Below are 23,823 nucleotides of genomic sequence, written 5' to 3' on the forward strand. Positions count from 1 at the left end.
TTAATCTTCATTCTCGCTCCCTTTTGCCACCAACTGTTGCTGTACCCATTGCCGCTCCCTTTCCAGTTCGTGTCTCAGTTCGTCTTCGCTAGGCAAATAAGGCAAATATTTGGCGGCAAACAATTGCTGGTTGTCGGCCAGTACCGAGTATTTGGCGATGGTTTCGCTTTTTTGGCTGCACAAAATCAGGCCTATGGTTGGGTTGTCGTCCTCGCCTTTTTTATGCCTATCGTAAATCCTGACGTAGCTGTCCATTTGCCCAACGTCCTGATGGGTGAGCTTGCCGAGTTTAAGGTCGATCAGCAAAAAGCATTTGAGCTTGAAGTTGTAAAACACCAGATCGATGTAAAAATCCTGGTCGTCGGTGCTGATGCGTTGTTGCCGGGCAACGAAGGCAAAGCCCTTGCCCAGCTCCAGCAAGAATTGCTGCAAGTTATCGATCAGGCCTTGTTCCAGCTCGCTTTCCAGAAAAGTTTGCGAGGGTAGATTCAGAAAATCCAGCACATAGGGATCACGCAGATAGTCTTCCGGCCTGGCACGTAATTCCGTGGTGTTTGACTTGGCTTCCTGCTCGACGGCGGCTCGATCTTGGCTGGCTAATAGGCGTTCGTAATACAACACGCCGATTTGCCGCTCCAGCGCCCGCGCGCTCCAGTTTTGGTCCATGGCTTCCTGCAGGTACCATTCCCGCGCCTTGGGATTTTCTACTCGTATCAGTAGCCGGTAATGTGTCCAGCTTAATTTGTGACGCAGTGCGTCACGATTTGGAAAGCATAGGTAAAAGCTGCGCATGTTGCGCAGGTTGCTGGCATCGAAGCCTTTACCAAACTCCCGCGTAAGCTGGTCCGACAATTGTTGCAACTGTTGCTTGCCGTAAGCGGCGCGCTGCTGGCCTTGCTGTTCATCTTCGATAATCAAACGGCCGATATGCCAATAAGCCTGCACTATCTCGCTGTTGATGGTTTGATAAACCCGCTGACGCGCCTGCTCGATGATTTGCCGGATATCCGACAGCAGTTTATGGTTTGCGGCATCAAGCGTCATAACCCAGCTCTTTCAAGTATTGATTCATTTCGATTTCCAGCTCGGCCAATTGCGCCTTCAACTGTTCGCGTTCCTTGCGGACAGCCATTAAGTCGATTTCCGCCTCTTCCTCGAAAGTGTCGACATAACGCGGAATGTTCAGGTTGAAGTCGTTTTCCTGAATGTCTTCCTGGCTGGCCAGGTAGGCGTATTTATCCACTGATACGCGCTGGCGATAGGTGGTGACAATGGTTTGTATGTCTTCCGGACGCAGAAAGTTTTGGTTTTTGCCGTCGCGATAATCGCGGCTGGCGTCGATGAACAGCACCTTGTCGTCGGTTTTGCGCTTTTTGAAAATCAAGATGGCGGCGGGAATGCCGGTGCCATAAAACAATTTTTCCGGCAGTCCGATGACCGCATCCAGCAGGTTTTCTTCGATCAGTTTTTTACGAATCTGGCCCTCGGCGGCGCCGCGGAACAACACGCCATGCGGCACGACCACGCCCATGCGGCCGGTGCCGGGCTTGAGGGTTTCGATCATGTGCAGAATAAAGGCGTAGTCGCCTTTGGTTTTGGGTGGAAAGCCGCGGCGGTACCGACTGAAACGGTCATGTTGGGCTTCTTCGTAACCCCATTTTTCCAGCGAGAACGGCGGATTGGCGGTCACGATGTCGAAATGCTTGAGCGTCTCATCCGGGTTGAGCAACTTGGGGTTGCGCAAGGTGTCGCCCCATTCGATGCGGTGATTGTCTTCGCCGTGCAGGAACATGTTCATTTTGGCCAGCGCCCAGGTGGAACCAATGGCTTCCTGACCGAACAGCGCATACTTTTTGGAGCCGTTGAAGTTCTCCCGAATTTTACGTCCGCATTTCATTAACAAAGAACCAGAACCACAGGCTGGATCGCCAATTTCGTCGCCTTCGCGCGGTTCCAAAATTTCGGCGATCAGGTCGGAGACTTCCGGTGGGGTATAAAACTCGCCGGCTTTTTTTCCGGCACTGGCGGCAAAGTTTTTGATCAAAAACTCGTAAGCGCCGCCAATGATGTCCAACTGGCCGATCCGCGATGGGCGCAGATCCAGGGTGGATTTATTAAAGTCTTCCAGTAGATGACGCAGGATATTGTTTTTTTGTTTGTCGTCGCCCAGCTTGTTGGAGTTGAAGCTGATGTCCTGAAATACGTCGCGCAGCTTGGTGATGTTGGCTTCTTCGATGGCGTGCAAGGCTTGGTCGATGCGCTCTCCGTTGCCGGGTTCATGTCGGCGTTCGAAGAGATTGTAAAAGCTGGCAAATTTGGGCAATACAAAGCGCTCGCTTTTCATCAGCTCTTCGATCAATTCCGGCTCATCGCCGTGCTCTTTTTGGTATTGGTCGTAGTGATCCTGCCAGACATCCGAGATGTATTTCAGAAATAGCATGGTCAGGACGTAATCCTTGTAAATACTGGGATCGACGGTGCCGCGAAAGCTGTCGCAAGCGGCCCAGACGGCTTTATTGATGTCGTCCTGTTTGATTGGATCCATGGTTTCGTTCATAGCGGGTTCTCTGGTTTTTCTAGTTATCACGCAGCAACTGGCGAGTAATACCGGTCATCGTACGCTGCATATTGTCGGTTAAGGCGGCCATCACCCGCAGCTGTTGCTGCCAAGTTTTGTTCAACGCCACGATGGCATGTTGCTTTTCAAGCGGCGGTATCGCCAGTGCCATGTTTTCCAGTTCTTGCCGGCCAATGGCTTGTACTTGGCTGCCGTGCGACGATTTTTGCAAATATTGCTGGATCGGTTCCTGATTGATCTGCCAAGCCAAGAAGCCAGGCAGAACCTTGGCCTCGCGTTTCACAGTAAGGTGAAAAAAATGCGGGGACAACACCGTGTCGAACGGCACTTCCTCCAATAACAGCGCAAAGTTGCGGTTGCCTCTGGCTGCGAACAGCAAATCGCCAGGCTTCAACCAATCCGGTTGTTTCTTCCCCGGCAAATCGGTTACCACCAAGCTGTCCCAGTTAACACCACGCTCGGCATCAACATCTTTCATCTGAATGACGCGCGCATTTCCATTGTGATCTTCTTCGATCTTACCCCGAAATGGATGGCCAACTCGGATGGTGGCGATTTGTTTTAGGAGCTTCATGTCTTGCTTACAACTTTGAGTGTATTGACGCATATCTTAGTCTTATTTTTTGCATCACACAAGTTGATGCAAAAATATGCTTGACGATAAGAAAAATAGTGATAGGATAAAAAGCGTCAATTGCATTGATGCAATAAATTATTTTTAAGAAGGGACTTGAAATGAAATTAGGCAACCCTATATTGACACTAGCCACTACATATTGTGATTTCTTTGTTAAATTATTAGAACATGCAGTGTTTGTTCATCCTTTTTAGGAGACTCAGTTTGAGTACAAAAATTACATTTTTTCCGGTTGGCAACGGCGACATGACTCTGATCGAGCTTGACGACGCCAAGCAAACCAAAATTTTGATAGACATGAACATCCGCGAAAGTGCAGATGACGAAGCCAATGAGGATTATTTCGACATCGCCAGCGAGCTGAGAAGTCGCCTTAAAAACGATTCGAAAGGACACCCTTACATAGATGTCTTCCTGCAAACACATCCTGACCAAGATCATGTGAGAGGTTTGGCCAAGCATTTCAATCTTGGCGCTGTTGATGACTACAAGGAGCCGAAGGAAGGCGAACAAGCAAAAATCATCATTCAAGAAATTTGGTCGTCCCCGATCGTGTGGCGGCGCGCAGACAAACGCACTGGTCACACCTTATGCCAGGATGCAAAAGACTTTAATACCGAAGCGAAACGCCGCGTCAACTTGTATAAAAAAGCCAAAAAAATTGGCGAAGCTGGCGATCGCATCCGCATTATCGGCAAGGATGAAAACGGCAAAACTGATGGTCTGGAAGCAATCTTGACTGAGGTTGATCAAACCTTCACCAAGATTAACGAGCAGGAAACGCAAATGGTCGAAGTGTATGTGCTTGGCCCGTTGCAGGCTAAGGATGTAGAAGACGAAGACCGGCTGTCCAAAAATCACTCGAGCGTCATCTTGCAATTTAAAATTGCCGCACAGCCCTACGGCTCTAAAACCAACATTTTTTTGTGTGGGGGCGACGCGGAAGTCGCAATCTGGCGCGAACTATGGCGCAAACACCAAAACGCACCGCACTGTTTAAGCTACGACATCTTACTAACTCCGCATCATTGTTCCTGGCACACTTTGTCGGAAGACAGTTGGAGCCGTTCAAAGAACCCTAAAGTGGACGAAGACGCAAAGTCGGCGCTGTCTCAAGCAAAACGCTACGCCCAACTTATTGCCAGTAGCAATGTCATCAAAGACGATGATAACGATCCGCCGTGCTGGGGCGCTAAAAAACAGTACGAAGCCATCGCCAGCAATGTCGGCGGTGAGCTGGTATGCACAGGCACCAATGACCATGAAGTTGTAGAAATCATTCTAACAACTGGAGGCCCCCAAAAAAGCCCCAAACGGGCAAGCAACATTACCTTGGGCGCTGGTCTTGCCTCTAGCGCAAAACCCAAACCACACGGCTGATCGCATGGGATTTCTGTCACCGGAACTACCAATCGCTGTGAAAGCAGCGATTGACCAAATTTCAGTTCATCCGTCTGTCAATGGAGTAGCCGCCACTCCCAGCAAGGACAAGCAGGATAACTGGACAATCGAAATCAACATAAATGTTCCATTACCTCGTGATGCACGAGATAAAGGCATAACGGCAACCGGCGTCAAGGCAACGGAATGGGTAAAAATTGTGTTTCCAACATCTTTTCCCGCCCACGCTCCCTGGCTTTTTTTACGCGCCGATTTCAATCGTGCTCACCCGCATATCAATCCGGGCAGACCAGGCGAATTGGTTTCGCCTTGCATTTATGAAGGCAGACTTGACGACTTATTGCATGAGCCGGACTGGATAAACGGCATTATCAATCAACTCGCCGACTGGTTAGGCAAGGCCGCCACCGGCGAGTTGCTGGATTGCTCTGGCCAGGGGTGGGAGCCCATTCGAAGGGATAGCGTCGAAGGAACGATTGTTACCAATATCGCTATCATTCGCGAGTGTATGGCCAACGCCAAGACCCCGATAAGTCAATATCTTAGATATGAATATTGGCAGTCCATAGTCGGTCATTCGGGGCGGATCATTGATGAAAACACCTTATACGCCAACATCGGAGAAGCCATTCGAAAGTTTAGGATAGGAAACAATGGGCACTCGCCGTTTAGAAGCTATTTTTCGCTAGCAATCGTTATCTCAGGCGGTACCAAGAAAACGATTGATGTTTACCAGCCGGATGATGTTGACAACCTCGAGCAGCTGCTACTCAGAGCCGAAAGCTATGGCTGTCGATTAGGATTGGAAAACCGCCTGAAGGAGATTACCGAAAACATTACCCTACCTCAGATAGAGCAAACTCTGGAAGTAACAGTCCTATTCGCCGTGAAACGCCCCTGTAATCTGATAGGCGAAGACAGTGACATTGAAATCATTCCCTATGGAATTGCTTTTACCTCGGACGAAAACCACCGATTGCAATTGACTCGAACATTGGTATTCCCATTAGTGCTGATTCAGAAAGTGAGCCAACAGTTACTAGCCGAAACGTCAGATCGTAATTTTGATGAAGCCGACCGCCGCAAGGAAATTGCCATGATCGGCTGTGGCAGTCTAGGCTCAAAAATTGCCATACATCTCGCTCGCTCTGGGCATGGCCCATTTAGGCTTTATGATAAGGATTGTTTTTCGCCACATAACGTTGCGAGACATGCTGTGGCGAATCTGGCCGCCGCCGAATTCATGCTCCCCAAGGTTTGGTTAACTGAAACCCTTCTAACGCAAGTTGGAGCCCAAATTACTCAAGTCAAAAATCCTCTTGAAGATGTTATTTCCCTTTTGCAAAACAAGCCCGATCTATTTGCAAAATGTAACGGGCTAATTATCGACGCGACGGCTTCTAGTTCTGTCCAAGATGCTCTTTGCATGGTTCGCCCAAAGCAATTCGGCGCACCACTGCTGCAAGTTGCGCTGTATGGCCGTGGAACAATTGGATTCTTTGGTCTGGAGGGAAAGGATCGAAATCCCAGAGTCGACGATTTGGTTGCCCAACTTTATCAAATAGGCTTGGATTCCAGCCTCGTTGGAAACGCGTTATATCAAGCCACTAATTTTGATCGCATCAACACCGGCCAAGGGTGCGCATCGTTTTCGATGAAAATGTCTGACGCAAAAATCTCATTGTTCTCAGCAGGTATTTCAGAACGCACATCACAAATACTCGATGCTGACATTCCCGTGAACGGGGAGCTTCTGGTTGGCTTGCTTACTGAAGACGGTTTAGGAGTGAATTGGCTGCGCCAACCTACAACCAAAATCGAAATTCTCTCTATTGGTGACCAATCAAAATGGGAGCTAAGGATTCCTGTTGCCTTAAAAGATCAGATGCGCATGGAGACTGAGCAGCGCAGACCGCTGGAAACAGGAGGCGTCTTAATCGGACACATCAATTGGGGTAGACGGACTATTTATGTAACCGGCCTTCTTCCGCCTCCTACGGATAGCGAATTTCGAACGGACGAATTCATGCTTGGTATTCAGGGCCTAAAAAAGCAAATCAGCACCATTGAAAAAAATACAAGCCATACGCTCACCTATTTGGGGACATGGCATAGCCATCCGAATGGTGGCGGCGCGTCGGGAAAAGACCGAGGCACATTGGCGGAACTGACGAGAGAACGAGGCAACGTTCCAAGCGTCTGTTTAATTTATCGGCCAAACGGGTTTATAGCAGTACAGGGTCCAGTCACAAATCCATAGGAGAATATCGAATGCCATCGTTAAAAACGCTCAACATGCCAAGCATCGTTCCTGTTGCATTGATTAACTCAGGGCTGTTGTATTTCTTCTCACAGGGAGTCGAAATAGATACTCAAATCGTTGCTTCATTTCTGACCAATTGGAAACTTTCCGGACTTGCCGCAGCTGGATCGACAGCAGTCATCGGAGCATTGAGCCTAATGCTTCCAAGACAGGTTAAAGATGCACTGGTTTATTTACGCTGGCCCTACGCAGCGCCAGGTTACCGGGCATTTTCAATCTATGCCCAACGCGACATGCGAGTAGATTATGATCGATTAAAAGCAGAAATCCCTGAGTTGCAAGATCAATTGTCTTTAACGCCAGAAATTGAAAACAAGGTTTGGTATCGAATATTTAAGAAACACGAAAAAGTCCCAGCGGTTTCCCATGCGCATCGCATGTGGTTAATGTTCAGAGATCTGACATCATTAGCTTATCTATTCCTCGGGGCATTTATTATTGCTGGTCTGTACTTCAAACCTGATGTCAACTGGGCATTTTATTGGAGTATTGTTCTGACGGAACTAATGGTTTTTTGGAGCGCGGCCAGGAATTCAGGCGGCCAACTTATTTGCAACGTTTTGGCATCGGCGTCAACACAATAAAGTCCAATGATATAAATACCCGTTCTTAATCCAATTGAGTATTTGAAGCTGACTCTACCTCTAGTCCAGATTCTTGCTTAGCCAACCTAACCTCTTCCCCATGTCCCTGCTCATACGCCGCCTGATGCGCATGCCGTTCCATCGTCACAATTTTATTGGCTAGTCGCTGCAACCGCTGCTGCCACTGAAGACGTGCTTCAATGCAATGTTTGTTGGAGATAACTTGGCATAGCCACAAGGTGTCCATAACAATCATCAATTGGTCTAATAGCCGAATCAACTCGACGAATTGCGCTATCTGGGGCGAGGCAATTTTCGCCACAAATTCCCTGGGGTGCGTGTAGGTGGGCGTTTCGCTGATGCCGTTGTCGGCCTTGAGGTTTTCCAGCCGTAATTTTTCCTGCTGAAGTTGCTCCGCGCATTCGGCAATCATCTGGCTGACGAGGCTTTCGATTTCATCGACCGTTTCCTCTCGGCCTATGATGCGCAGGATCACGTCGATCGCATACAAGGACACCATCAGCCGGTGATAGCTGTTACGGATAACACGTATGGCTTGTTCGCTGTTAATGCTAAACGTACGCTCAAATATTGGGCGACTTATGGCGCGACGTGGAGCTGGTTTTGGCTGTGGAATTGATTCGGACATGACCGTTTCTCAAATTGGACGAATGATCCGTGATCGTAAGCCATATTTTTTTCAGCCTTTCCGCAGACGATGGCGAATTCGGCACCAGCTGCAAGAACCCTTCAAAAAATCTCTGCTTCAATACCCGCCAACGGATTCGGTTGGCTATCAGCCTTCCTTTTCTCCCTCAACTTTCTCGGCTGGTCTTTCACGATCACCTTGATCCGGCTTCGGTCGGCGTTCCGTTTTTAAGCGGCGGCGGTGGTTTTCCATCGACGTGTCAGGTGCGTCAAGCCTGATGTGACTATTGATTGTTTTTACCCTGCCGGACATATCGATTCCCGCAGGGATTCGGTGCTCCGGCATGCCCATCGCCGCGCCGCTGGGTATTGTTATCGTTGAGTCGGGCGCGGCCGACAGGAGGAATGTCATCATGGCCAATCGCGGCGTGAACAAAGTCATCTTGCTGGGCCGGCTCGGTGCCGATCCGGACGTACGATATATGCCCAATAACGGCGGCAAAGTCGTCGCAGTCCGTTTGGCAACCAGCGAAGTCTGGAACGATCCTAAAAACGGCAAACAGGAGCGGACCGAATGGCATCGGGTGGTGTTTTTTAAAAAACTCGCCGAAACCGCCGAACAGTATTTGCACAAAGGCAGCCAGATCTACATCGAAGGCCGTTTGCGTACCCAGCAATGGGGCCAAGCGAATGACAAACGGTACCGTACCGAAATCGCCGCCTTTGAATTGCAGATGCTGGATCGCCCTAACGCAGCAGCCACCAACAGTTCGTCATCATCTCCAGCGGCGCCCGAAGATGCCGCTTGGGATGACGACTATAGCGATATGCCCATGCATTAAGCCACGGTTCGCCAATTATTGGCGTTCGTGGATTAAACATTTACACCGCCGATCCGTTTCAGGCTTCGGTATTTCAACCCCCTGGGGAATTCCATTCCCCGGCGGGCTATGGCGTTCCCTTTTTTATTTAAGGAGACCCACCATGAGCCAAAACAACCGCAACACCTTACCCAAAACCCGTGACTTGCCAATGCCGGCTGTTGTGCAACAAAGCTATGGCCTGTCGGAACAGTCCTGGAAAGTATTGACGGAAGTTACCTTTCCCACCGCAAAGACCCCGGAAGCCATTCTGATGGCGCTGGATTACTGTAAGGCCCGTAAGCTCGACATCTTCAAAAAGCCGGTGCATATCGTGCCAATGTGGAGTGCTGCTTTAGGCCGCAATGTCGAAACCGTTTGGCCGTCCATCATGGAAATCCAGACGACCGCGTCGCGGACTGGCGTTTGGGCCGGCATGGATAGACCCGTTTGGGGTCCTGATGTCACTAAAACCTTTACCGGACGCTACAAGGATGACAACGAGCAATGGCAGGAATCCAGTGTCACCGTGACGTTTCCGGAATGGGTCGCCGTCACCGTGTACCGGATCGTTGGCGGCAAACGCTGTGCCTTTACCGAGGAAGTCTATTGGCTGGAAGCCTACAGCACGGCCAGCGGTAAAAACTCGCAAGTGCCGACCGCGATGTGGATCAAACGCCCCAAGGGGCAATTGGCCAAATGCGGTAAAGCGGCCTCCTTGCGGGCAGCGTTTCCGGAGGAATGCGGTTATGCCGCCGAGGAAATGGATGGCAAAGCGCTCGACGATATTGTCGACGGTTCGGTGATAGATGGCGAGGAGACGCATTGGAAAACCGATGTTGGCCATGCTGATGATCGGTTTACCGGAGCATCCGAGCCTACACCGCACGCGATCGACCTGTCGCAAATCCATCCCAAGGTACAAAAAGCGGTCGCAGAGTTGGTTAGACGGACTACGGCGGCAGGTGCCTGGAAAGCGGCCTACGACTATGCCCACCAGAAGTTCAAAGGCATCGACCTGACCTTTGCGTTGGCCGAGTTGGACAAGGTATCGCAAGTTGAACCCAAGGCAACACAAGCCCTGGAACAAACCGAAAACACTGGCATGCCACCCTTGTCCGCGAAAGACATGGCGATGAATCAGGCCCGTCAAACCCTGGGGCACGCGGCGTAGAAACGCTGCAATCCTAAATTCTTTAACCACCCACGAGGGCGTCATGATTCGCCCACGGGGTAGGACATTGCGCTCTTCATTTATCAGGAGAGGTCATGAACACAAACGATCAATCATTAAACCGCGTGCCCTGTCATACCGACTGGCAACGTTACGATTCCCCCACGGTATTACGCCGTCACGGCCGGGGCTTTCTGGAACGCCTGTGGCGACCCCAGGGCAACGAACCGAATCCGCAACCTTTGAGCCAACCGGAACTGACGACACTTGCCGAGAGTTTTGGCGGCGTGTGTCTGCCGGCGCAAGACGAACTGCTGTTGCTGTTCGGCGATGGCTATTGGGCCCGGCGCTGCCAGACCCAGTTGCACAAGCTTGGCATTGAGACGGTGCGATTTGGTTGTCAGGTGCAGTTGACCGGATTTTTCCGATGAAGGTCGTCGACGTTTCGCAGCGTTCCGCCGCCTGGCGGCAGTGGCGCTTACAAGGCGTCAGTGCCAGCGAAGCGGCCATTGTCATGAACCGTTCGCCGTACAAAACCCCGTGGCGTCTCTGGGCCGAGAAAATCGGCCTGGTTTTGGAAGCCAGCCTGGACAACAACCCGTTGATCCGCGCCGGCATCCAGCAAGAGCCCGAGGCTTTGCAACGCTTCGAGGACAAACACGATCTGATGTTGTTGCCGCTGTGCGGCGAGTCGGAACAGTATCCCTTGATGCGGGCTTCATTCGACGGTTTGTCCGACGCGAATGAACCCGTGGAAATCAAATGTCCGCACGAGACCACGTTTCTGGATGTACTGTTGAATCGGGAAGCCTCGGCCGCCTATCAGTTGTATTGGTGCCAGGTGCAACAGCAACTGCTGGTATCCGAAGCACAACGCGGCTTTTTGTTTTTCTACCACCAAGGCCAGGACATCGAGTTCGAGATTCAGCGCGATGAGGTTTTTCTCACCGAGTTGGTCGATACCGCGATGGATTTTTGGTCGGCGGTCAAATCGAAAAAGGAACCACCCAAGGATCCCGAACGCGATTTGTACTTGCCCAAAGGTCATGCTGAGCAGCAATGGCAGCAACTGGCGGCGAGTTATCGCAATAGTGCCGTGAAAATCGCGGATTTGAAAGCGGAGCTGGCAACCTTGGAGGATAGTCAGGCGGCCATTGAAAACACTTTGGTGTTGCTAATGGGTGATTACGTGGCCGCGGAGCATTCGGGTTTACGCATCAGCCGGTTTCAAAGCCAGGGTGCTATCGATTACAAGGCGGCACTGCACGCCTTGCAACCGGATGTTCCGGCATCGACTCTCGAAGTCTATCGAAAACCGTCGGCCACGCGCGTCCGCGTGACCTGTCGGGACGACGACGGCAAACATGCCGAAGTGCCGTTCGATGCCCAAGCCCTGAAAGACCTGGCGGGTGTGGACTTTTGGTTTTGAAGGTTCGTTTCAAGACATCCTGTAACCCTGGTGGTTACGGGATGTTCCTTGATTGACGACCGGCCAAGATAGTTGACGCCGGACACCTCATGGAATCCTTCAGTTTAGGCATGTCGGTTTTAGGCTGGGCTTCAAGAAAAGTCCAACCCAAAACTCGCATCGTTCAGGCATTCCCTTCGTGGAATCCCGAATCCGGTTTCGACCGGCGTTCCGTTGTTAAGCGGCATGAGCGTTTGCCTCGTGTACCAGGTGCGTCAAGCTTGGTGTGTTGAGTTTGTCCCGTTGGGGTTCATCACCCTTACGGGAACCGGTGACCCCTTTTATTGATTGAAGGAGGTCATTATGAATCACGATTTTTGGAAAACCTTGCATGGCTGGCTGAACGCTGCCCATAGCAACGACATTCAGGCCAAAAAACGCTTGTTGCTGGAAATGCACCGTCAAATCTCGGACCCCGGTTTGAGAAGCGACATTCAGCGCATCCTGCGTTTGATGGATCGGGAGCTGTTGGCCCGCGCCGAATGGGCGATGTACTGTGTGATGCAGTTGCGTTAACTATTTTTTATCCACCCTGGTGTACCAGGGTTTTAATCACCCGATGGGGCTCATCTCCCCTCGGGGCGGTAAGCCCCTTGTCATTTGAGGCTAGTCCTCGAGGAGCTCACCATGTATCAATCGTATTCTATTGCCGACACCTTCGACATCCAGGCCCCCGCTTCCATGAAAGTGGAAGGTTTTGCCTCGGCCAATAACCTGTATGTACCGGCCATCAAGCCGTATGTGTTTCGTAAGGATCACTTGCGTGACGTGCTGGCATTTCTGGGCGCACACAATGGCGACGGCTTATACCTGACCGGTCCTACCGGTTCCGGTAAAACCTCGTTGTTGGAGCAAGTCGCGGCGCGTCTCCATTGGGGCGTGCATTCGGTCACAGGTCACGGTCGACTGGAACTCAATGACCTGCTGGGACAGTATATGCTGGTCGACGGCGGCGCGATGAAGTGGATCGATGGTCCCTTGACCCTGGCGGTTCGCTTAGGGCACGTGTTGTTGATCAACGAAATCGATTCCATCGACCCCGCAGAATTGATTGGCCTGAATGAAATCGTCGAAGGCAAGCCTTTGACGATCCCGCAGACTGGCGATGTGATTACACCACATCCAAAGTTTCGTTTGGTCGCCACCGGCAATAGTACAGGTAGCGGCGATCAGTCGGGATTGTATCAAGGGGTGTTACGGCAGAACTTGGCGTTTCTCGATCGATTTCGTTTGATGGAAGTCGGCTACCCCGATCCTGAAGACGAAATGAAACTGTTGGCCGATGTGGTGCCGAGCATGCCGGAAACGGTGCGCGAAAGCATGATCAAAGTGGCCAACCAGATTCGTAAAGTCTTCATCGGCGGTGCGGATGGCAGCGGCATGTTGTCGGTGACCTTATCGACGCGCGGCTTGGTGCGCTGGGCAACTTTGGTGGCGACCTTCAAAAGTGCGCCCAATGCCTTGGCCTATTCGCTGGATCGAACATTGACCTTTCGGGCTGAACCCGCCGAACGCGAAGCGATTCATCGCATCGCGAAAGACGTGTTTGGCGATGATTGGCAGGTGTGACCATGGCAGCCTGGAATCTCTATCGTCATCGAAACCCTGACGGCAGTTCCAAAGACTGGGCAGTCAGGAGTAATTCGGATGGTTCGATCACCACTCGTTGGGGGAAAACAGCATCCTGTTTACCGAGTGTCAGTAACCGCAGCGGTGTCAGGCAATTCGACATCGAAAAGCAAAAGCAGGCCAAAGGCTATGTGTTGGTCGGCGCAGTTGATATTGATGTTAACGGCAATGTGACGTTTCCGGGTAAGTCTTTGCCGGCAACCCAACCACAAACCCCAGATCCTGAGCCAATGCCAACACCCCCGGTCGAAACGCTGTATTGGACCATCGAATGTCGGGCAAAACAGGTCGTTCGTGTGGAATTGGGTATCGAGGTCAGGCGACTGATCGGCGTTATTCAAGCCTTGCCGGAAGGCCATGCTACGCCTGAACTGGAGTGGAATGGCTGGCAACAGTGGATTGATACCACCCTCAATGCCGAAACCTTTGAACTAAGTGGTCAGATCAAATCAGTACAGGGTGTTTTGCCTTGGCTGTTTTTACTGGCGCTCAAAGCAAAAGGCTTTAAAGGCGTGGACATTGATATTGCCACCGAAACAGCCCGAGACCTCTCGGTTGATCTGAAAGCTGAACAGGATGTGCTGGTGTTTTTTGCCACCGATCTGGACAGCATTCGCGACACCGCAGAAGTTTTAGGTCTGCTCAAACCCCGATTAAATCTGGCGGCGACCATGTCCGACAAGGACGACTGCTGGTTTTAACAGTATTGTTTTTTCATTTAACCCGAAAGGGGCACATCGGCCCCAGCGGGATGGGTGTGCCTCTCATTTTAGGAGGTTCCCATGTCGCATGAAACTCAAGTGATATTAGACCGCGTGGTCTTGGTGAAAGTCGAAGCCAATATCTACGGGGCCCGCAAGAAACTGAAAAAAGAAGACCTAGTGCTGGCCGACGGAAGCAAATTGCCGCCGGAGGATTTAGCCAGCCTGGGTTCCAAGCGATTGCTCGATCCCGATAAGCTGACCGTGTTTAACCGCCTGAAGAAGGAAGCCGAACGCATTTGTTTGCGCGTTGGCACCCGCTTTCTGGGTGGTTTTGCCGTGCCGGTTGAATCGGCCGCCAGTATTACCGCGGAACTTGAGCGTATCGGGCTGGATTTTGCTGCGGCTAAAACCGAGTTTATTGCCGGCTATGATGCTGCGGTGACGGACTGGGTGGTTCGCCATCCGGAATTTGCCGGCATCATCGAGCAAGCGGTGGATTCAGTGGAGTTTGTCTCGACGCGCTTGTCGTTTGATTTTCTGGTGGTCAGTGTCGGTTTGCCCGATAGCTTGCCGCCGGCGGACATCGCACGACTGGAAAGCAAAATCGGTTCTCTCAGTGAGCAGATGTTCTACGAAATCTCGGTGGAAGCCAATCAACTCATCGAGCAATCGTTGCTGGGCAAGGAGCAAGTGACGCGAAATGCGTTACGGCCGATTCGCCGCATGCGCGACAAACTCGATGGTTTGGGTTTTCTGGATCATCGGGTCGCACCGGTAGTCGCCACCATTGACGATCTACTGGCGAGAATTCCCAACAAAGGCGCCATTGAAGGCAGCATTTTGCAGGAGATTCTGGCCATGGCGATGCTGTTGTCCGATCCGGATAAAACCCGAAGGCATGGTGAAGGCTTGTTGGAAGCTCGACCGCCTGTCGCTGATGATGTTGATGTTGATGTTGATGTTGATGTTGATGTTGATGAAATTATCGAACACGCGGAGCCAGAGCCACCAGCGACACCAACACCTGTATTTGCTGAAACCGTTTCAGACAGTCACGATTTTTCCGATCTGTTTGACGGCATCTTTGACGATGAAATCGAACCTGAATCGGTATCGGAGGACTGGGCGCTTGAGGTCTTGCCGGATAAAAGCCAAGCCGATGCTACTGCTACTGATGATTCTGATGAAGACATCCAACCGGATGATCAATCCGATTTGGTAGCAGTCACTGCTGATGGCGATGATGATGAGGATGCTGCGGAGCATTCTGACCAGGACTACTGGTTCTGAATGATCTGACGCCATTTAACAATTCACCCACTGGGGCAAATTCATGTCCCGCTGGGGCCATGGTTTGCCCTTTATTTTGGAGCACACCATGAAAAATAGAACCTTACAAAACGCGTTCCCCATAGTCGCGGCGGCCATAGGCAATCGCTTTGGCATTAAGGTCAGCGTCGGTGGCGATCAAGCCTATACCGATGGTAAGTCGATTCAGCTCCCGACCTATGAGGGTGATGATCCCGATTATCAGAATGTCGCCTGGGGGCTTTTAGCCCATGAAGCGGCGCATATTCGTTATTCGGATTTTTCGCTGCGCTATGGCAGTTCGGTATTACGCCGGCGCTTATGCGGTGCCATCGAAGATGTCCGCATTGAGCATGAACTGGCGAAAGACTTTCCAGGTACGCGGCTGACGATAGGCACGGTGATCGCAAAAATGATTGCCAAAGGCGACTTTGTGGCCATTCGTATCAACGATCATCCGGCCAATATTTTGTACAGCTTTGTTTTGAAGAGTTTAAGGGCCAGGGTACTGGGTCAAACGGCCTTACTACCGTTGGTCGCGCAAACGGAAGTGGCACTGAAAGCGAAATTTCCGAAAGGTGCCGTAACGCGGGTGAAAGGCTTGTTGTCCGAAGTGCCGCAGGGTTTGCAGTCAGAAAGCGATTGTCTGCACTTGACCGACCGTATCCTGACCATGATCGAGCAGGAATTCGAGCAACAACGGCAGCGCAATCAGGCACAGCCAGCGGCAGATGACGACACACCGCCTGAACCGGATGATACGGATCAGGCCGCTGTATCAGCAGATTTGAACGGTTCGAACGGCTCGGATTCCGAGGATGATATGGAACACGATCAACGTTTACCTGCCGATAATGACGACGAACAGTCTTCAGAATCCGGTGGTAACGATGATTCCAATCCGGAAAATCCTGACGATGAACCCAGTGCTGAGTCAGAAAATTCTTCATCCGACCCGCAAGGTGATGACGAAGGGAGCACGGTGAATGCCGATCCTGTAGGCGTCTTGCAAACCTTATTGTCCGCTGCTGACAGTGACATCGACCAGGATCTGTTCGAATCCCTGAAATCATCGTTATCGTTGGCCGCAGAAAACGTATCGGAACTGTTGATGCCGAGCGGCAACGAGCCGCCTATGGATGATCGGGCCGGTGCATTTTTGCTGCGTAAGGTGCAAGGCGAATCGGGAAAAATCCGCGCCGCTTTGCAAGGTCTGGTGCAATCGCAAACCATGAACCGCTCGCAACACGCCTGTCGTGGACGGCGGATGGATGGCAAGCGTTTACACCGTTTGTCCTTGGGTGAAACCAAGGTGTTTCATCGCAAACAGGCCAAATCGGCACCCAATACGGCGATACATCTGTTACTCGATAAATCCGAAAGTATGGGTTACCAAGTGACTGATAGCCAAGGCCAACCCATCGGATCGCGTATGCCGATTGCGTTGGAAGCCACCTTGGCACTGGCATTGGCATTTGAAGGTATTCCAGGCGTCAATCCTGGCGTCACCGCGTTTCCAGGGCACCAGGATGATTCGGTGTTTCGATTACTGGAGCATGGCCAACGCGTGAATGCCCGAACAGGCGCCTTCTCGCTGGCGGCTACCGGCAGTACGCCGATGACTGAAGCGATTTGGTTTGGTGCCGCGTCGCTATTGCGTTGCCGGGAGCCTCGCAAGGTATTGATGGTAATGACCGATGGCCAACCCAACGATTCCTTGAGCACGCTGGATATTTTGCAGCGCTGCCGCGATAGCGGTATTGAAACGGTGGGCATTGGTTTGGGGCTGGATGTCAGTCATCTGTTCCCAATCGCCATCACCATTAACGATCTTCAGGAGCTGAGAGCGCAATTGTTCGAACTCTCGAAATCGTTGTTGTTGGCGGCATAAATCCCAGTCGGTTATCCGTAGCCCAATCCTTAGGTCTTAACCTAAGCGATTGTGGCTATGGGTAGTTGATTGTCACCCATGTTTGTCGAATGCACTCATCACACCGAGCCCATTCGACAAACAGACATTTCATGCGTTCTTTTAAGAATGCTGAATCCGACTTCGGTCGGCGTTCCGTCTTTAGGCGGCGAGCACGTTAAACCGTGATCGTGTCGGGTGCGTTAAGCCCGATGTAAAACTCAGTTTGTCCAGGCAAATTGTCTGCAATTCATCCCGCTTCGGGCGACCATCGCCCGACTGGGCGCTGTTCATTCGAAGTGTTTTCTTAAATTTTCAAAGGGGAACTTCAATGAACTTTATTTTCGGCATCATCCTACTGGCTATGTTTATCCTCGCCTTGCGGGTGATTTGGGCAACAGCATTGCAACTGCTGAGCGCATTGAAACATGCGTCTCAAACGTTTCACAGCTATCGTGCAAAGCGCCTAGCCCGAAACCGATTACCGGTGATCTTGCCCCAAATCCGTCATGAAGTGGATTGGTTGGCGATGTCAGATTCGGTGCGTCAGGAAATTCATAGTCGCAATCGTGAAACGAATCGCGAACTGGAGCGATTGGAACTTCAATATCAAGCCAAGCAGAAAACAATCAAACTCTACGAGGCGGATATTGAAATCGCCAAATTGGAGCGAGAGCTATTGAAAATCAAACCGACTATCGTCTCGGCGGAAACCGAGGCTAAACCCCGTCGGCGGTCTAAAAAAGTGGGCGATTCAGCCCTGGTGGACGACAAAACCGCTAAGACTGCCCAACAGGTATTTCAATTGAGGGAAGCGCTGAAAGGTAATGCCAACGCACCGGCTAATCAGCAAGCCCGCCATTGAATACACGTAGCGTGATTCCGGTTCCAGTATTGATGCTGCGAACCGGAATCTCGCGTTGGTTGGATTCATCAGCAAACACCCAGCTACCTTCGGGCAATAACGACAACAGGTCGTTCTGGGTTTCCCGACGTATTTGGCGAATTTTGTTTAGAAACGGCCAGGCTTGTTCAGGATCGTCAACCCGATTGAGCACGTCGGCTTCCAAAGCATCCAATTTTTGGAAAATTTGTTGGCAATGTCGAACGACTTTTAGTGGTTCGTCGACAGGAATAGCCATCGGTTTTTTCGTTGGAATCAGCTCCTCTGTCCGCTTCGGACTGAGAAAATCAAAAATGCGCAAAATATCGTCAATCATGGCTGTTTCTCTGCTTTTTAATGATTTTTACGCGAATTCAACCCCGCTGTATGAGCCAATTTTCAGCTTTGATCAGCGTTTTTAACCCTGCGGGAACCTCATCCTGCCGGGTGGTCGTTCCTGCGATTTTTTGGAGGCAATGACCATGTCATCAACATTAGAAAATGGCGTTATCCATTCGCATTCTGAAATTGAAGGTGTTCGGTATTTGAATCAGTACCGCTGCCCTTACTGCCAGACCGAATGGGAGGATGGTTGGGATTGCGGCTGTAACGATCGCTGCCCGGACTGCAACAAGGAGATCCAACCTTATGAAAGTGCAATGATCGAGGGTGAATCGGCGGAAACCGAATTGCCAGTCGAAGAACCAGACTCAGTCAATGCCACGGCGGTGGGGATGACTCGGCTCTTCGTAGTCTCCTACGAAATCGACTATGTGCACCGGGTGTCGGTCGGTATCACCGCAGACAATCCCGACGCGGCACAACAGATTGCCGAGCAGGCCTTCAATGATGGCACGATTTGGGACGACACCGCGGCCATGCCGTTATTGTCCGATGAATATCATGAAGCGGAGGGTGAAAGCCTAGTCTGGGAATGCGTTGCGGTTGAACAATGGCCGGAGCTGGATCATTCGGTACGGCAATTGAAGAAAGAACAAGCGGCCATGCGGGTTTGCCGGGGATTGGTTGAAGCCTATCAACAAGGTGAAGCCAGCGGCGGCAGTATCGATTGGGACGATTTGGATCAGTTAATCCCTCTGGCATTGCAAGCCTTGGGAAAAACAGCGCTCGAAATCAAATCCTAAACAAATAGCGCGTGTTGTTCAGACGCGTAATTCGTAAAAGCCTGAGTTAGCCAAGTCATTCGATGCGGCGCTCATTTTTATCCACCAAAACGGGAATGTCCTATTCCCGCTGGGAATTCGTAATGTTTCCGTTTTTACAATGAGGAAAACATCATGAAACAAGTCTTTCAACAAACCTTCGGTACGGATCGCATTCAATATCAGCGTTTGGCCTCCGGCACCTGTTATCACGCCGACACACTGGAATCGGTGGTCGAGCTGTTGGAACAGCTTCGGCATAGCCGGCGCAAAATTCGGCTGTATTACGGCGATCCAACAACCGGTCAGTCCTGGCTCGATGAACATGATGTCATCGGCTGGATTGGCCGCTCGACCGGCACGATCAAAGTGCCGTTGTTGATCGAACCGGGTGACATCGGTGGTCCGGCATTACTGGATCATTGCATCGTCCGTGTCGACAGTCCCCGCCAGGTACTTTACCAACACAATGACTTTCGGGTTGGCGAGGTGGAACTGGTCAGAGGCGAGCTTAAACGCTTGCCTTGGGAAATCTGGATCGACGGCAGCGTGCATGCCCGATTCAAAGCAAAAACCGAAGCCCGGCAGTATCAGGACTTCATTCAAGGTAAGCGGTTCGCGTTGATCTGACGCGCCGTTTTCATTTTTGACACTCGGTTAAGCCGAGATTTTCACAATACCCCGGCGGGATGATGCTATCCCGCCAGGGATAAATCGGTCGTCAGGGGATTCTTTGGAGAATACCATGACAGACCCTTATCAATATTACCCCACGCCAGAAGCACTGAGCCGTAAAGCTTGGGCTATGTTCAAGAACCAACAATTCACTCGGGTATTGGAGCCTTCAGCAGGCGAAGGACATTTGCTTCGTTCAGTACCCTACCAGTACGGGAAACGTTTGCCGATCGATTGCATTGAAATCGATATCCGCAAGCACGCGGTTCTGCGCGATGAAGGCTATACGGTGGTAGGGATGGATTTTCTGCAGTTTCAAAGCGGCAGTGTCTATTCCCACATCATCATGAATCCACCGTTTGCCGAAGGTGCCAAACATGTGTTGAAGGCTTGGGACATATTGTTTGATGGTGAAATCGTCGCCATTCTCAATGCCGAAACCGTACGTAATCCGTTTTCGAAAGAACGCCAGCTGTTATTGCGTTTGATCGAGCAGCACGGCGAGGTCGAGTTTCTGCCAGAAATGTTCGCCGGCGAGGATGCCGAGCGCAAAACGCCTGTGGAGATTGCCCTAGTCTGGTTGAAGAAAACTTCAACCTTTGAGCAGGACATCCTCGGCAGCATTTTGGACGATTTGCGCCGGGATCGTCGGGAGGCCGACGATTTAGCAGGCGAGTTTCATTTGCATCATGAGTTGGCCTTGCCTAATGCCTTCATTGATAACGCGGTGTTGATGTTCAATGCCGCGGTCGAAGCAGCGCGACAGGCCGTGGTCAGTGAAGCCCGTGCCAGCCGTTATCGGACCATGCTGGGCAAAACCCTCGGCGAACTGAGCGGTGGCGGTATCAGCAGTGAAGACGAGTCGTCATCGGATGCGGTGAAGCGGACGCTGTTTAAACGCTATCACGATCTGAAAAATCGGGCCTGGGCCAGCATATTACGCTCGACACAGGTCACATCACGCTTGTCATCGGCAGCCCAGAAACGCTTGGAGTCGGATTTCGAAACGGTGAAGTCCTTGGAATTTACCGTGCCGAATATCTACGGCTTTCTGCAAGGCATCGTCGATCAGCAAGGTGAAATTCAACTGAGCATGGTCTGCGATGTATTCGATCTGATCACCCGCTATTACAGCGACAATGCGGTGTTTTACATGGGCTGGAAAAGCAACGACAAACATCGCACGCTGGGGATGCGGATCAAAACCACGCGCTTCATTTTGCCGGGCCATGGCGTCAGTTCGTACCAAAACGGTTTGAGCTGGGAATCGGAACGGCTGCTAGCCGACTTCGATAAGGTGTTTGCCTTGCTCGACGGCAAGACCGAAGCGGAAGTAAGTTTGGTATCGGTGTTTCGGCAGCATTTTCACGCGCTTCGGGTCGGACAACGGATCGGCGGCAGTTATTTCGATGTGCGTTATTACCCCGGCATCGGCACCATCCACTTTTTTCCGAAAAGCAAAACCTTGATTGATCGTATGAACCGTTGGGTCGGCCGCCAGCGCCGCTGGTTGCCGCCAGTGGACACGCAAGCTGGAAAAGGTTTCTGGCAGCAGTTCGAACAAGCGGAACGCTTCGATAAGGCGTTTCATGCCGAAGTGAAAAAGCAATCCAAACTGGAGGGTCGGAATTACCGTTTCAATCCCTATTGGGCCATCAACCACGGCGGCGCGTCGGAACGGGAACAAGGCCAGCGTCTGTTAACTCAGGCGATGAGCAGCGTGTTAGCCAGCCGAGGCATCGATCCCGACAGATTGTTGGATAACGATCAAGGCTGTGTCCGACAATTGGACTGGGATGGTCTGCCTGACAGTAATTTGGCCTTAGCTTCATAGCCAGGGCACAAAGCCTCAAGCAATACGCTTACATAATCACTGGTCAACCCAGTATCACCCGCCTCGGGGAGATGAACAGCTCTCCCCAAGGGGGTAGTCTGTTTCATGTTCTCGGGGCTTTTTTATACCCGGAGATAACACATGAAAACACAAACTAACGAAGTCGCGATGAAAGTGAACCAAACCAACTTGGTCAAAAGTCTACGCTTCAGCTTCACCAACAAAACCACGGTGCTCGGCGAGCTTATTCAAAATGCTCGCCGGGCCCATTCGGCCATGGTGGTGATTAACTTTTGCCCTGAAACCAAAACGCTACAGGTTTTGGATGATGGCTGCGGCATCGACTCAATTGAAACACTATTGACAGTCGCTGAATCGGGCTGGGATGCAGACGTGGTTGCTCACGAGCATCCGTTTGGAATCGGCTTTCTATCGGCACTGTTTGCTTGTCGGCGCATCAGCGTCATCAGCAAAAGCGGATCAATTGACGTCGAAACCGACCATATTTTGGCATTTAAGCCGGTGACGATCACGTCCGTCCCCGACTGGAATGGCATCACTAGCATTACCCTTCAGAATGTGGATATGGAAATGGGTCAAATTGCCACGACGCTGAAACGGTTGGCGCGCGGTTTCCCCATTCCAGTGCTGTTCAACGATCAATTACTTGAACGTTCATGCGCGCTGGATTGCGGATTGACCTTTGTTGAAACCGAGATTGGCGCAATCTATCTGCATGGTATGGACCAACCCAATGGAGCGCAATATGAGTTTGATATTTATCTGCAAGGTTTGCCCATTTATTCCTCGCATAGCTACACATCACATCGCCATATCATTCATCTGGACTCTTCTCGTTTTCACGCCCGCTTGCCGGATCGTGACAAACTGGTAGACGAAGCGGATGTCATCAAAAGGATTAAAGCGGTTCTAGCGCAAACCATCGAACAGCGGTTTATCCAGATGAAAGCCACTCAGTCTGCCAAAGATTTCGTAGGTTTTTATGAAATGCTGCGGCATTGGGAGCTTTTGAAGTTACTCAACGATGTGCCGGTAGTGCCGCCTGAGGCTTTACGCGAAATCATTGCTTATCCGGTTTGCGATACCGAGGTTTTTGATAACTTCGAGCAGCAACCGGATAAAGCTATGACCCGCGCAGAAGTAGAGGCTCGCGGCATCGTATCAATTGATGATGACATCAAAGAGGACGGCGCTGGGCGTTATTTGTTTGCCTGGAGTCGGGATTATTTGCTTTACCACGGTACGTTGGATAACGGGCATTGGATTCATACATTAATTCGGCATCTCAATGATGAAGAGCTGGTGATTGAAACGGTCAATGAAACCCATCAGGCTCAATTCCAAGGTGATTGGTGTTGGGTCTACGTGCGTTTTTGCGAGGCTTACCGAATCCGGCTTGGACAGGATGTTGTTGAAATCACGGATGAGGCTTGCTACCAAGGTCAGGAAAACGCTGATGACATCATTGTGCCCAGAGGCGAAAGCTCGGCTCAGGTGTTGCAACAAATGGCCAGCTTCAGAAGCGAATACGATGAATTTCAGGAATCGACCTTTGAAAGCGATTCGGATGCTTTCGTTGCTTTTGTGGTGGCCAATACCGCCAGCGATCCAGCTAATGCTATGCAACGCTTGTTACCGGATTTTTGCGGCTGTCCTGCGCTGTACGGCAAAACCTTCGTGGTGGAGTTGGATCAGCAAGGCAAACCGGCTTCGGTGATGGCATATCCAGCGGCTCAATCCGTTCAAGCGCAAACACTTGTAGCTGATATAGGTAGCTAAGTCTCTTTTATATACGAGCGCATTATCCAGCCGGATAATGCGCTAGTTTTCATCACCGCAAATGAAATCACGCTAAAGTTCCATTCATGAATAGTGATAAGAAACCACTAGTGTCCGGTTAAAAGAGCCTCTAAAATGCGGTAGGCCTTATGTAGCAAGGGTTTCAAAGGACTAAAAGCTGTCTCCGACTTGAAGGAAAAACCAATCTTCATGCAGTCTGCTGGTTTTTTAACCGGTGGAGAGCG

At 51.1% G+C, this 23,823-nt stretch carries 23 protein-coding genes; 18 read left to right on the plus strand and 5 right to left on the minus strand.

Annotated elements, in window-relative coordinates; translation table 11 throughout:
• From ACMXD4_RS12690 to ACMXD4_RS12700, 3 genes are read right to left on the minus strand one after another with little or no spacing between them, the layout of a single operon-like run.
• Nucleotides 1-1,044 carry a PDDEXK nuclease domain-containing protein gene (locus ACMXD4_RS12690; protein WP_415878302.1) on the minus strand — a complete coding sequence of 348 codons (1,044 nt, stop codon included), beginning with the start codon at nucleotides 1,042-1,044 and terminating at the stop codon, nucleotides 1-3.
• Nucleotides 1,034-2,557, minus strand: a complete 1,524-nt coding sequence (locus ACMXD4_RS12695) for a type I restriction-modification system subunit M (protein ID WP_415878303.1) — start codon at nucleotides 2,555-2,557, stop codon at nucleotides 1,034-1,036. The genes ACMXD4_RS12690 and ACMXD4_RS12695 overlap by 11 nt, the downstream gene beginning before the upstream one ends.
• A gap of 19 nt (nucleotides 2,558-2,576) precedes the next feature.
• Nucleotides 2,577-3,152: a restriction endonuclease subunit S gene (locus ACMXD4_RS12700; RefSeq protein WP_415878304.1), complete on the minus strand. Its 576-nt coding sequence runs from the start codon at nucleotides 3,150-3,152 to the stop codon at nucleotides 2,577-2,579.
• A 231-nt stretch (nucleotides 3,153-3,383) separates the two neighbouring features.
• On the opposite strand from ACMXD4_RS12700, the gene ACMXD4_RS12705 reads away from it, so the two are divergent.
• From ACMXD4_RS12705 to ACMXD4_RS12715, 3 genes are read left to right on the plus strand one after another with little or no spacing between them, the layout of a single operon-like run.
• Nucleotides 3,384-4,595, plus strand: coding sequence for a metallohydrolase (locus ACMXD4_RS12705; protein ID WP_415878305.1), 1,212 nt, complete (start codon nucleotides 3,384-3,386; stop codon nucleotides 4,593-4,595).
• A 4-nt stretch (nucleotides 4,596-4,599) separates the two neighbouring features.
• On the plus strand, nucleotides 4,600-6,876 hold the full coding sequence (locus tag ACMXD4_RS12710) for a Mov34/MPN/PAD-1 family protein (protein ID WP_415878306.1): 2,277 nt from the start codon (nucleotides 4,600-4,602) through the stop codon (nucleotides 6,874-6,876).
• A gap of 11 nt (nucleotides 6,877-6,887) precedes the next feature.
• The gene (locus ACMXD4_RS12715) at nucleotides 6,888-7,523 is read left to right on the plus strand and encodes a hypothetical protein (RefSeq protein WP_415878307.1); all 636 of its coding nucleotides are present in this window, start codon (nucleotides 6,888-6,890) and stop codon (nucleotides 7,521-7,523) included.
• Between the two features lie 25 nt (nucleotides 7,524-7,548).
• Here ACMXD4_RS12715 and ACMXD4_RS12720 read toward each other — a convergent pair whose 3' ends face one another.
• Complete coding sequence (locus ACMXD4_RS12720) at nucleotides 7,549-8,172, minus strand: hypothetical protein (RefSeq protein WP_415878308.1); 624 nt, start codon at nucleotides 8,170-8,172, stop codon at nucleotides 7,549-7,551.
• 29 nt (nucleotides 8,173-8,201) lie between these two features.
• On the opposite strand from ACMXD4_RS12720, the gene ACMXD4_RS12725 reads away from it, so the two are divergent.
• The 11 genes from ACMXD4_RS12725 (at nucleotide 8,202) to ACMXD4_RS12775 (ending at nucleotide 18,088) form a co-directional block, all read left to right on the plus strand.
• Nucleotides 8,202-8,450 (plus strand): hypothetical protein, encoded by a 249-nt coding sequence (locus tag ACMXD4_RS12725; protein ID WP_415878309.1) that lies wholly within the window; start codon nucleotides 8,202-8,204, stop codon nucleotides 8,448-8,450.
• Between the two features lie 65 nt (nucleotides 8,451-8,515).
• Complete coding sequence (ssb, locus tag ACMXD4_RS12730) at nucleotides 8,516-9,013, plus strand: single-stranded DNA-binding protein (protein WP_415878310.1); 498 nt, start codon at nucleotides 8,516-8,518, stop codon at nucleotides 9,011-9,013.
• A 142-nt stretch (nucleotides 9,014-9,155) separates the two neighbouring features.
• Nucleotides 9,156-10,205 carry a phage recombination protein Bet gene (bet, locus tag ACMXD4_RS12735; RefSeq protein WP_415878311.1) on the plus strand — a complete coding sequence of 350 codons (1,050 nt, stop codon included), beginning with the start codon at nucleotides 9,156-9,158 and terminating at the stop codon, nucleotides 10,203-10,205.
• 95 nt (nucleotides 10,206-10,300) lie between these two features.
• Nucleotides 10,301-10,636: a hypothetical protein gene (locus tag ACMXD4_RS12740; RefSeq protein ID WP_415878312.1), complete on the plus strand. Its 336-nt coding sequence runs from the start codon at nucleotides 10,301-10,303 to the stop codon at nucleotides 10,634-10,636.
• A complete protein-coding gene (locus ACMXD4_RS12745; protein WP_415878313.1) occupies nucleotides 10,633-11,634 on the plus strand; it encodes a YqaJ viral recombinase family protein in 1,002 nt (333 codons plus the stop codon). The genes ACMXD4_RS12740 and ACMXD4_RS12745 overlap by 4 nt, the downstream gene beginning before the upstream one ends.
• A 342-nt stretch (nucleotides 11,635-11,976) precedes the next feature.
• Nucleotides 11,977-12,189: a hypothetical protein gene (locus ACMXD4_RS12750; protein ID WP_415878314.1), complete on the plus strand. Its 213-nt coding sequence runs from the start codon at nucleotides 11,977-11,979 to the stop codon at nucleotides 12,187-12,189.
• Nucleotides 12,190-12,300: 111 nt separating this feature from the next.
• Nucleotides 12,301-13,242, plus strand: coding sequence for an AAA family ATPase (locus tag ACMXD4_RS12755; RefSeq protein WP_415878315.1), 942 nt, complete (start codon nucleotides 12,301-12,303; stop codon nucleotides 13,240-13,242).
• 2 nt (nucleotides 13,243-13,244) lie between these two features.
• Nucleotides 13,245-14,003: a hypothetical protein gene (locus tag ACMXD4_RS12760; RefSeq protein ID WP_415878316.1), complete on the plus strand. Its 759-nt coding sequence runs from the start codon at nucleotides 13,245-13,247 to the stop codon at nucleotides 14,001-14,003.
• Nucleotides 14,004-14,084: 81 nt separating this feature from the next.
• A complete protein-coding gene (locus tag ACMXD4_RS12765) occupies nucleotides 14,085-15,296 on the plus strand; it encodes a DUF3150 domain-containing protein (RefSeq protein WP_415878317.1) in 1,212 nt (403 codons plus the stop codon).
• An 88-nt stretch (nucleotides 15,297-15,384) separates the two neighbouring features.
• A complete protein-coding gene (locus ACMXD4_RS12770) occupies nucleotides 15,385-17,205 on the plus strand; it encodes a VWA domain-containing protein (RefSeq protein ID WP_415878318.1) in 1,821 nt (606 codons plus the stop codon).
• 349 nt (nucleotides 17,206-17,554) lie between these two features.
• Entirely contained in the window at nucleotides 17,555-18,088 is a 534-nt protein-coding gene (locus ACMXD4_RS12775; RefSeq protein WP_415878319.1) for a hypothetical protein, read from the plus strand.
• Here ACMXD4_RS12775 and ACMXD4_RS12780 read toward each other — a convergent pair.
• Nucleotides 18,066-18,443, minus strand: coding sequence for a hypothetical protein (locus ACMXD4_RS12780; protein WP_415878320.1), 378 nt, complete (start codon nucleotides 18,441-18,443; stop codon nucleotides 18,066-18,068). The two genes, ACMXD4_RS12775 and ACMXD4_RS12780, sit on opposite strands and share 23 nt — an antisense overlap.
• A gap of 145 nt (nucleotides 18,444-18,588) precedes the next feature.
• Here ACMXD4_RS12780 and ACMXD4_RS12785 point away from each other — a divergent pair, with 145 nt between their 5' ends.
• From ACMXD4_RS12785 to ACMXD4_RS12800, 4 genes are all read left to right on the plus strand, one after another.
• Nucleotides 18,589-19,251: a hypothetical protein gene (locus ACMXD4_RS12785; RefSeq protein WP_415878321.1), complete on the plus strand. Its 663-nt coding sequence runs from the start codon at nucleotides 18,589-18,591 to the stop codon at nucleotides 19,249-19,251.
• Nucleotides 19,252-19,404: 153 nt separating this feature from the next.
• Nucleotides 19,405-19,899: a hypothetical protein gene (locus tag ACMXD4_RS12790; RefSeq protein ID WP_415878322.1), complete on the plus strand. Its 495-nt coding sequence runs from the start codon at nucleotides 19,405-19,407 to the stop codon at nucleotides 19,897-19,899.
• A gap of 115 nt (nucleotides 19,900-20,014) precedes the next feature.
• Complete coding sequence (locus ACMXD4_RS12795; protein ID WP_415878323.1) at nucleotides 20,015-21,778, plus strand: DUF4942 domain-containing protein; 1,764 nt, start codon at nucleotides 20,015-20,017, stop codon at nucleotides 21,776-21,778.
• A 141-nt stretch (nucleotides 21,779-21,919) separates the two neighbouring features.
• A complete protein-coding gene (locus ACMXD4_RS12800; RefSeq protein WP_415878324.1) occupies nucleotides 21,920-23,578 on the plus strand; it encodes an ATP-binding protein in 1,659 nt (552 codons plus the stop codon).
• Nucleotides 23,579-23,823: the final 245 nt, after the last annotated feature.

This window comes from Methylomonas sp. TEB (assembly GCF_047777895.1).
In the GTDB taxonomy this organism is placed as follows: domain Bacteria; phylum Pseudomonadota; class Gammaproteobacteria; order Methylococcales; family Methylomonadaceae; genus Methylomonas.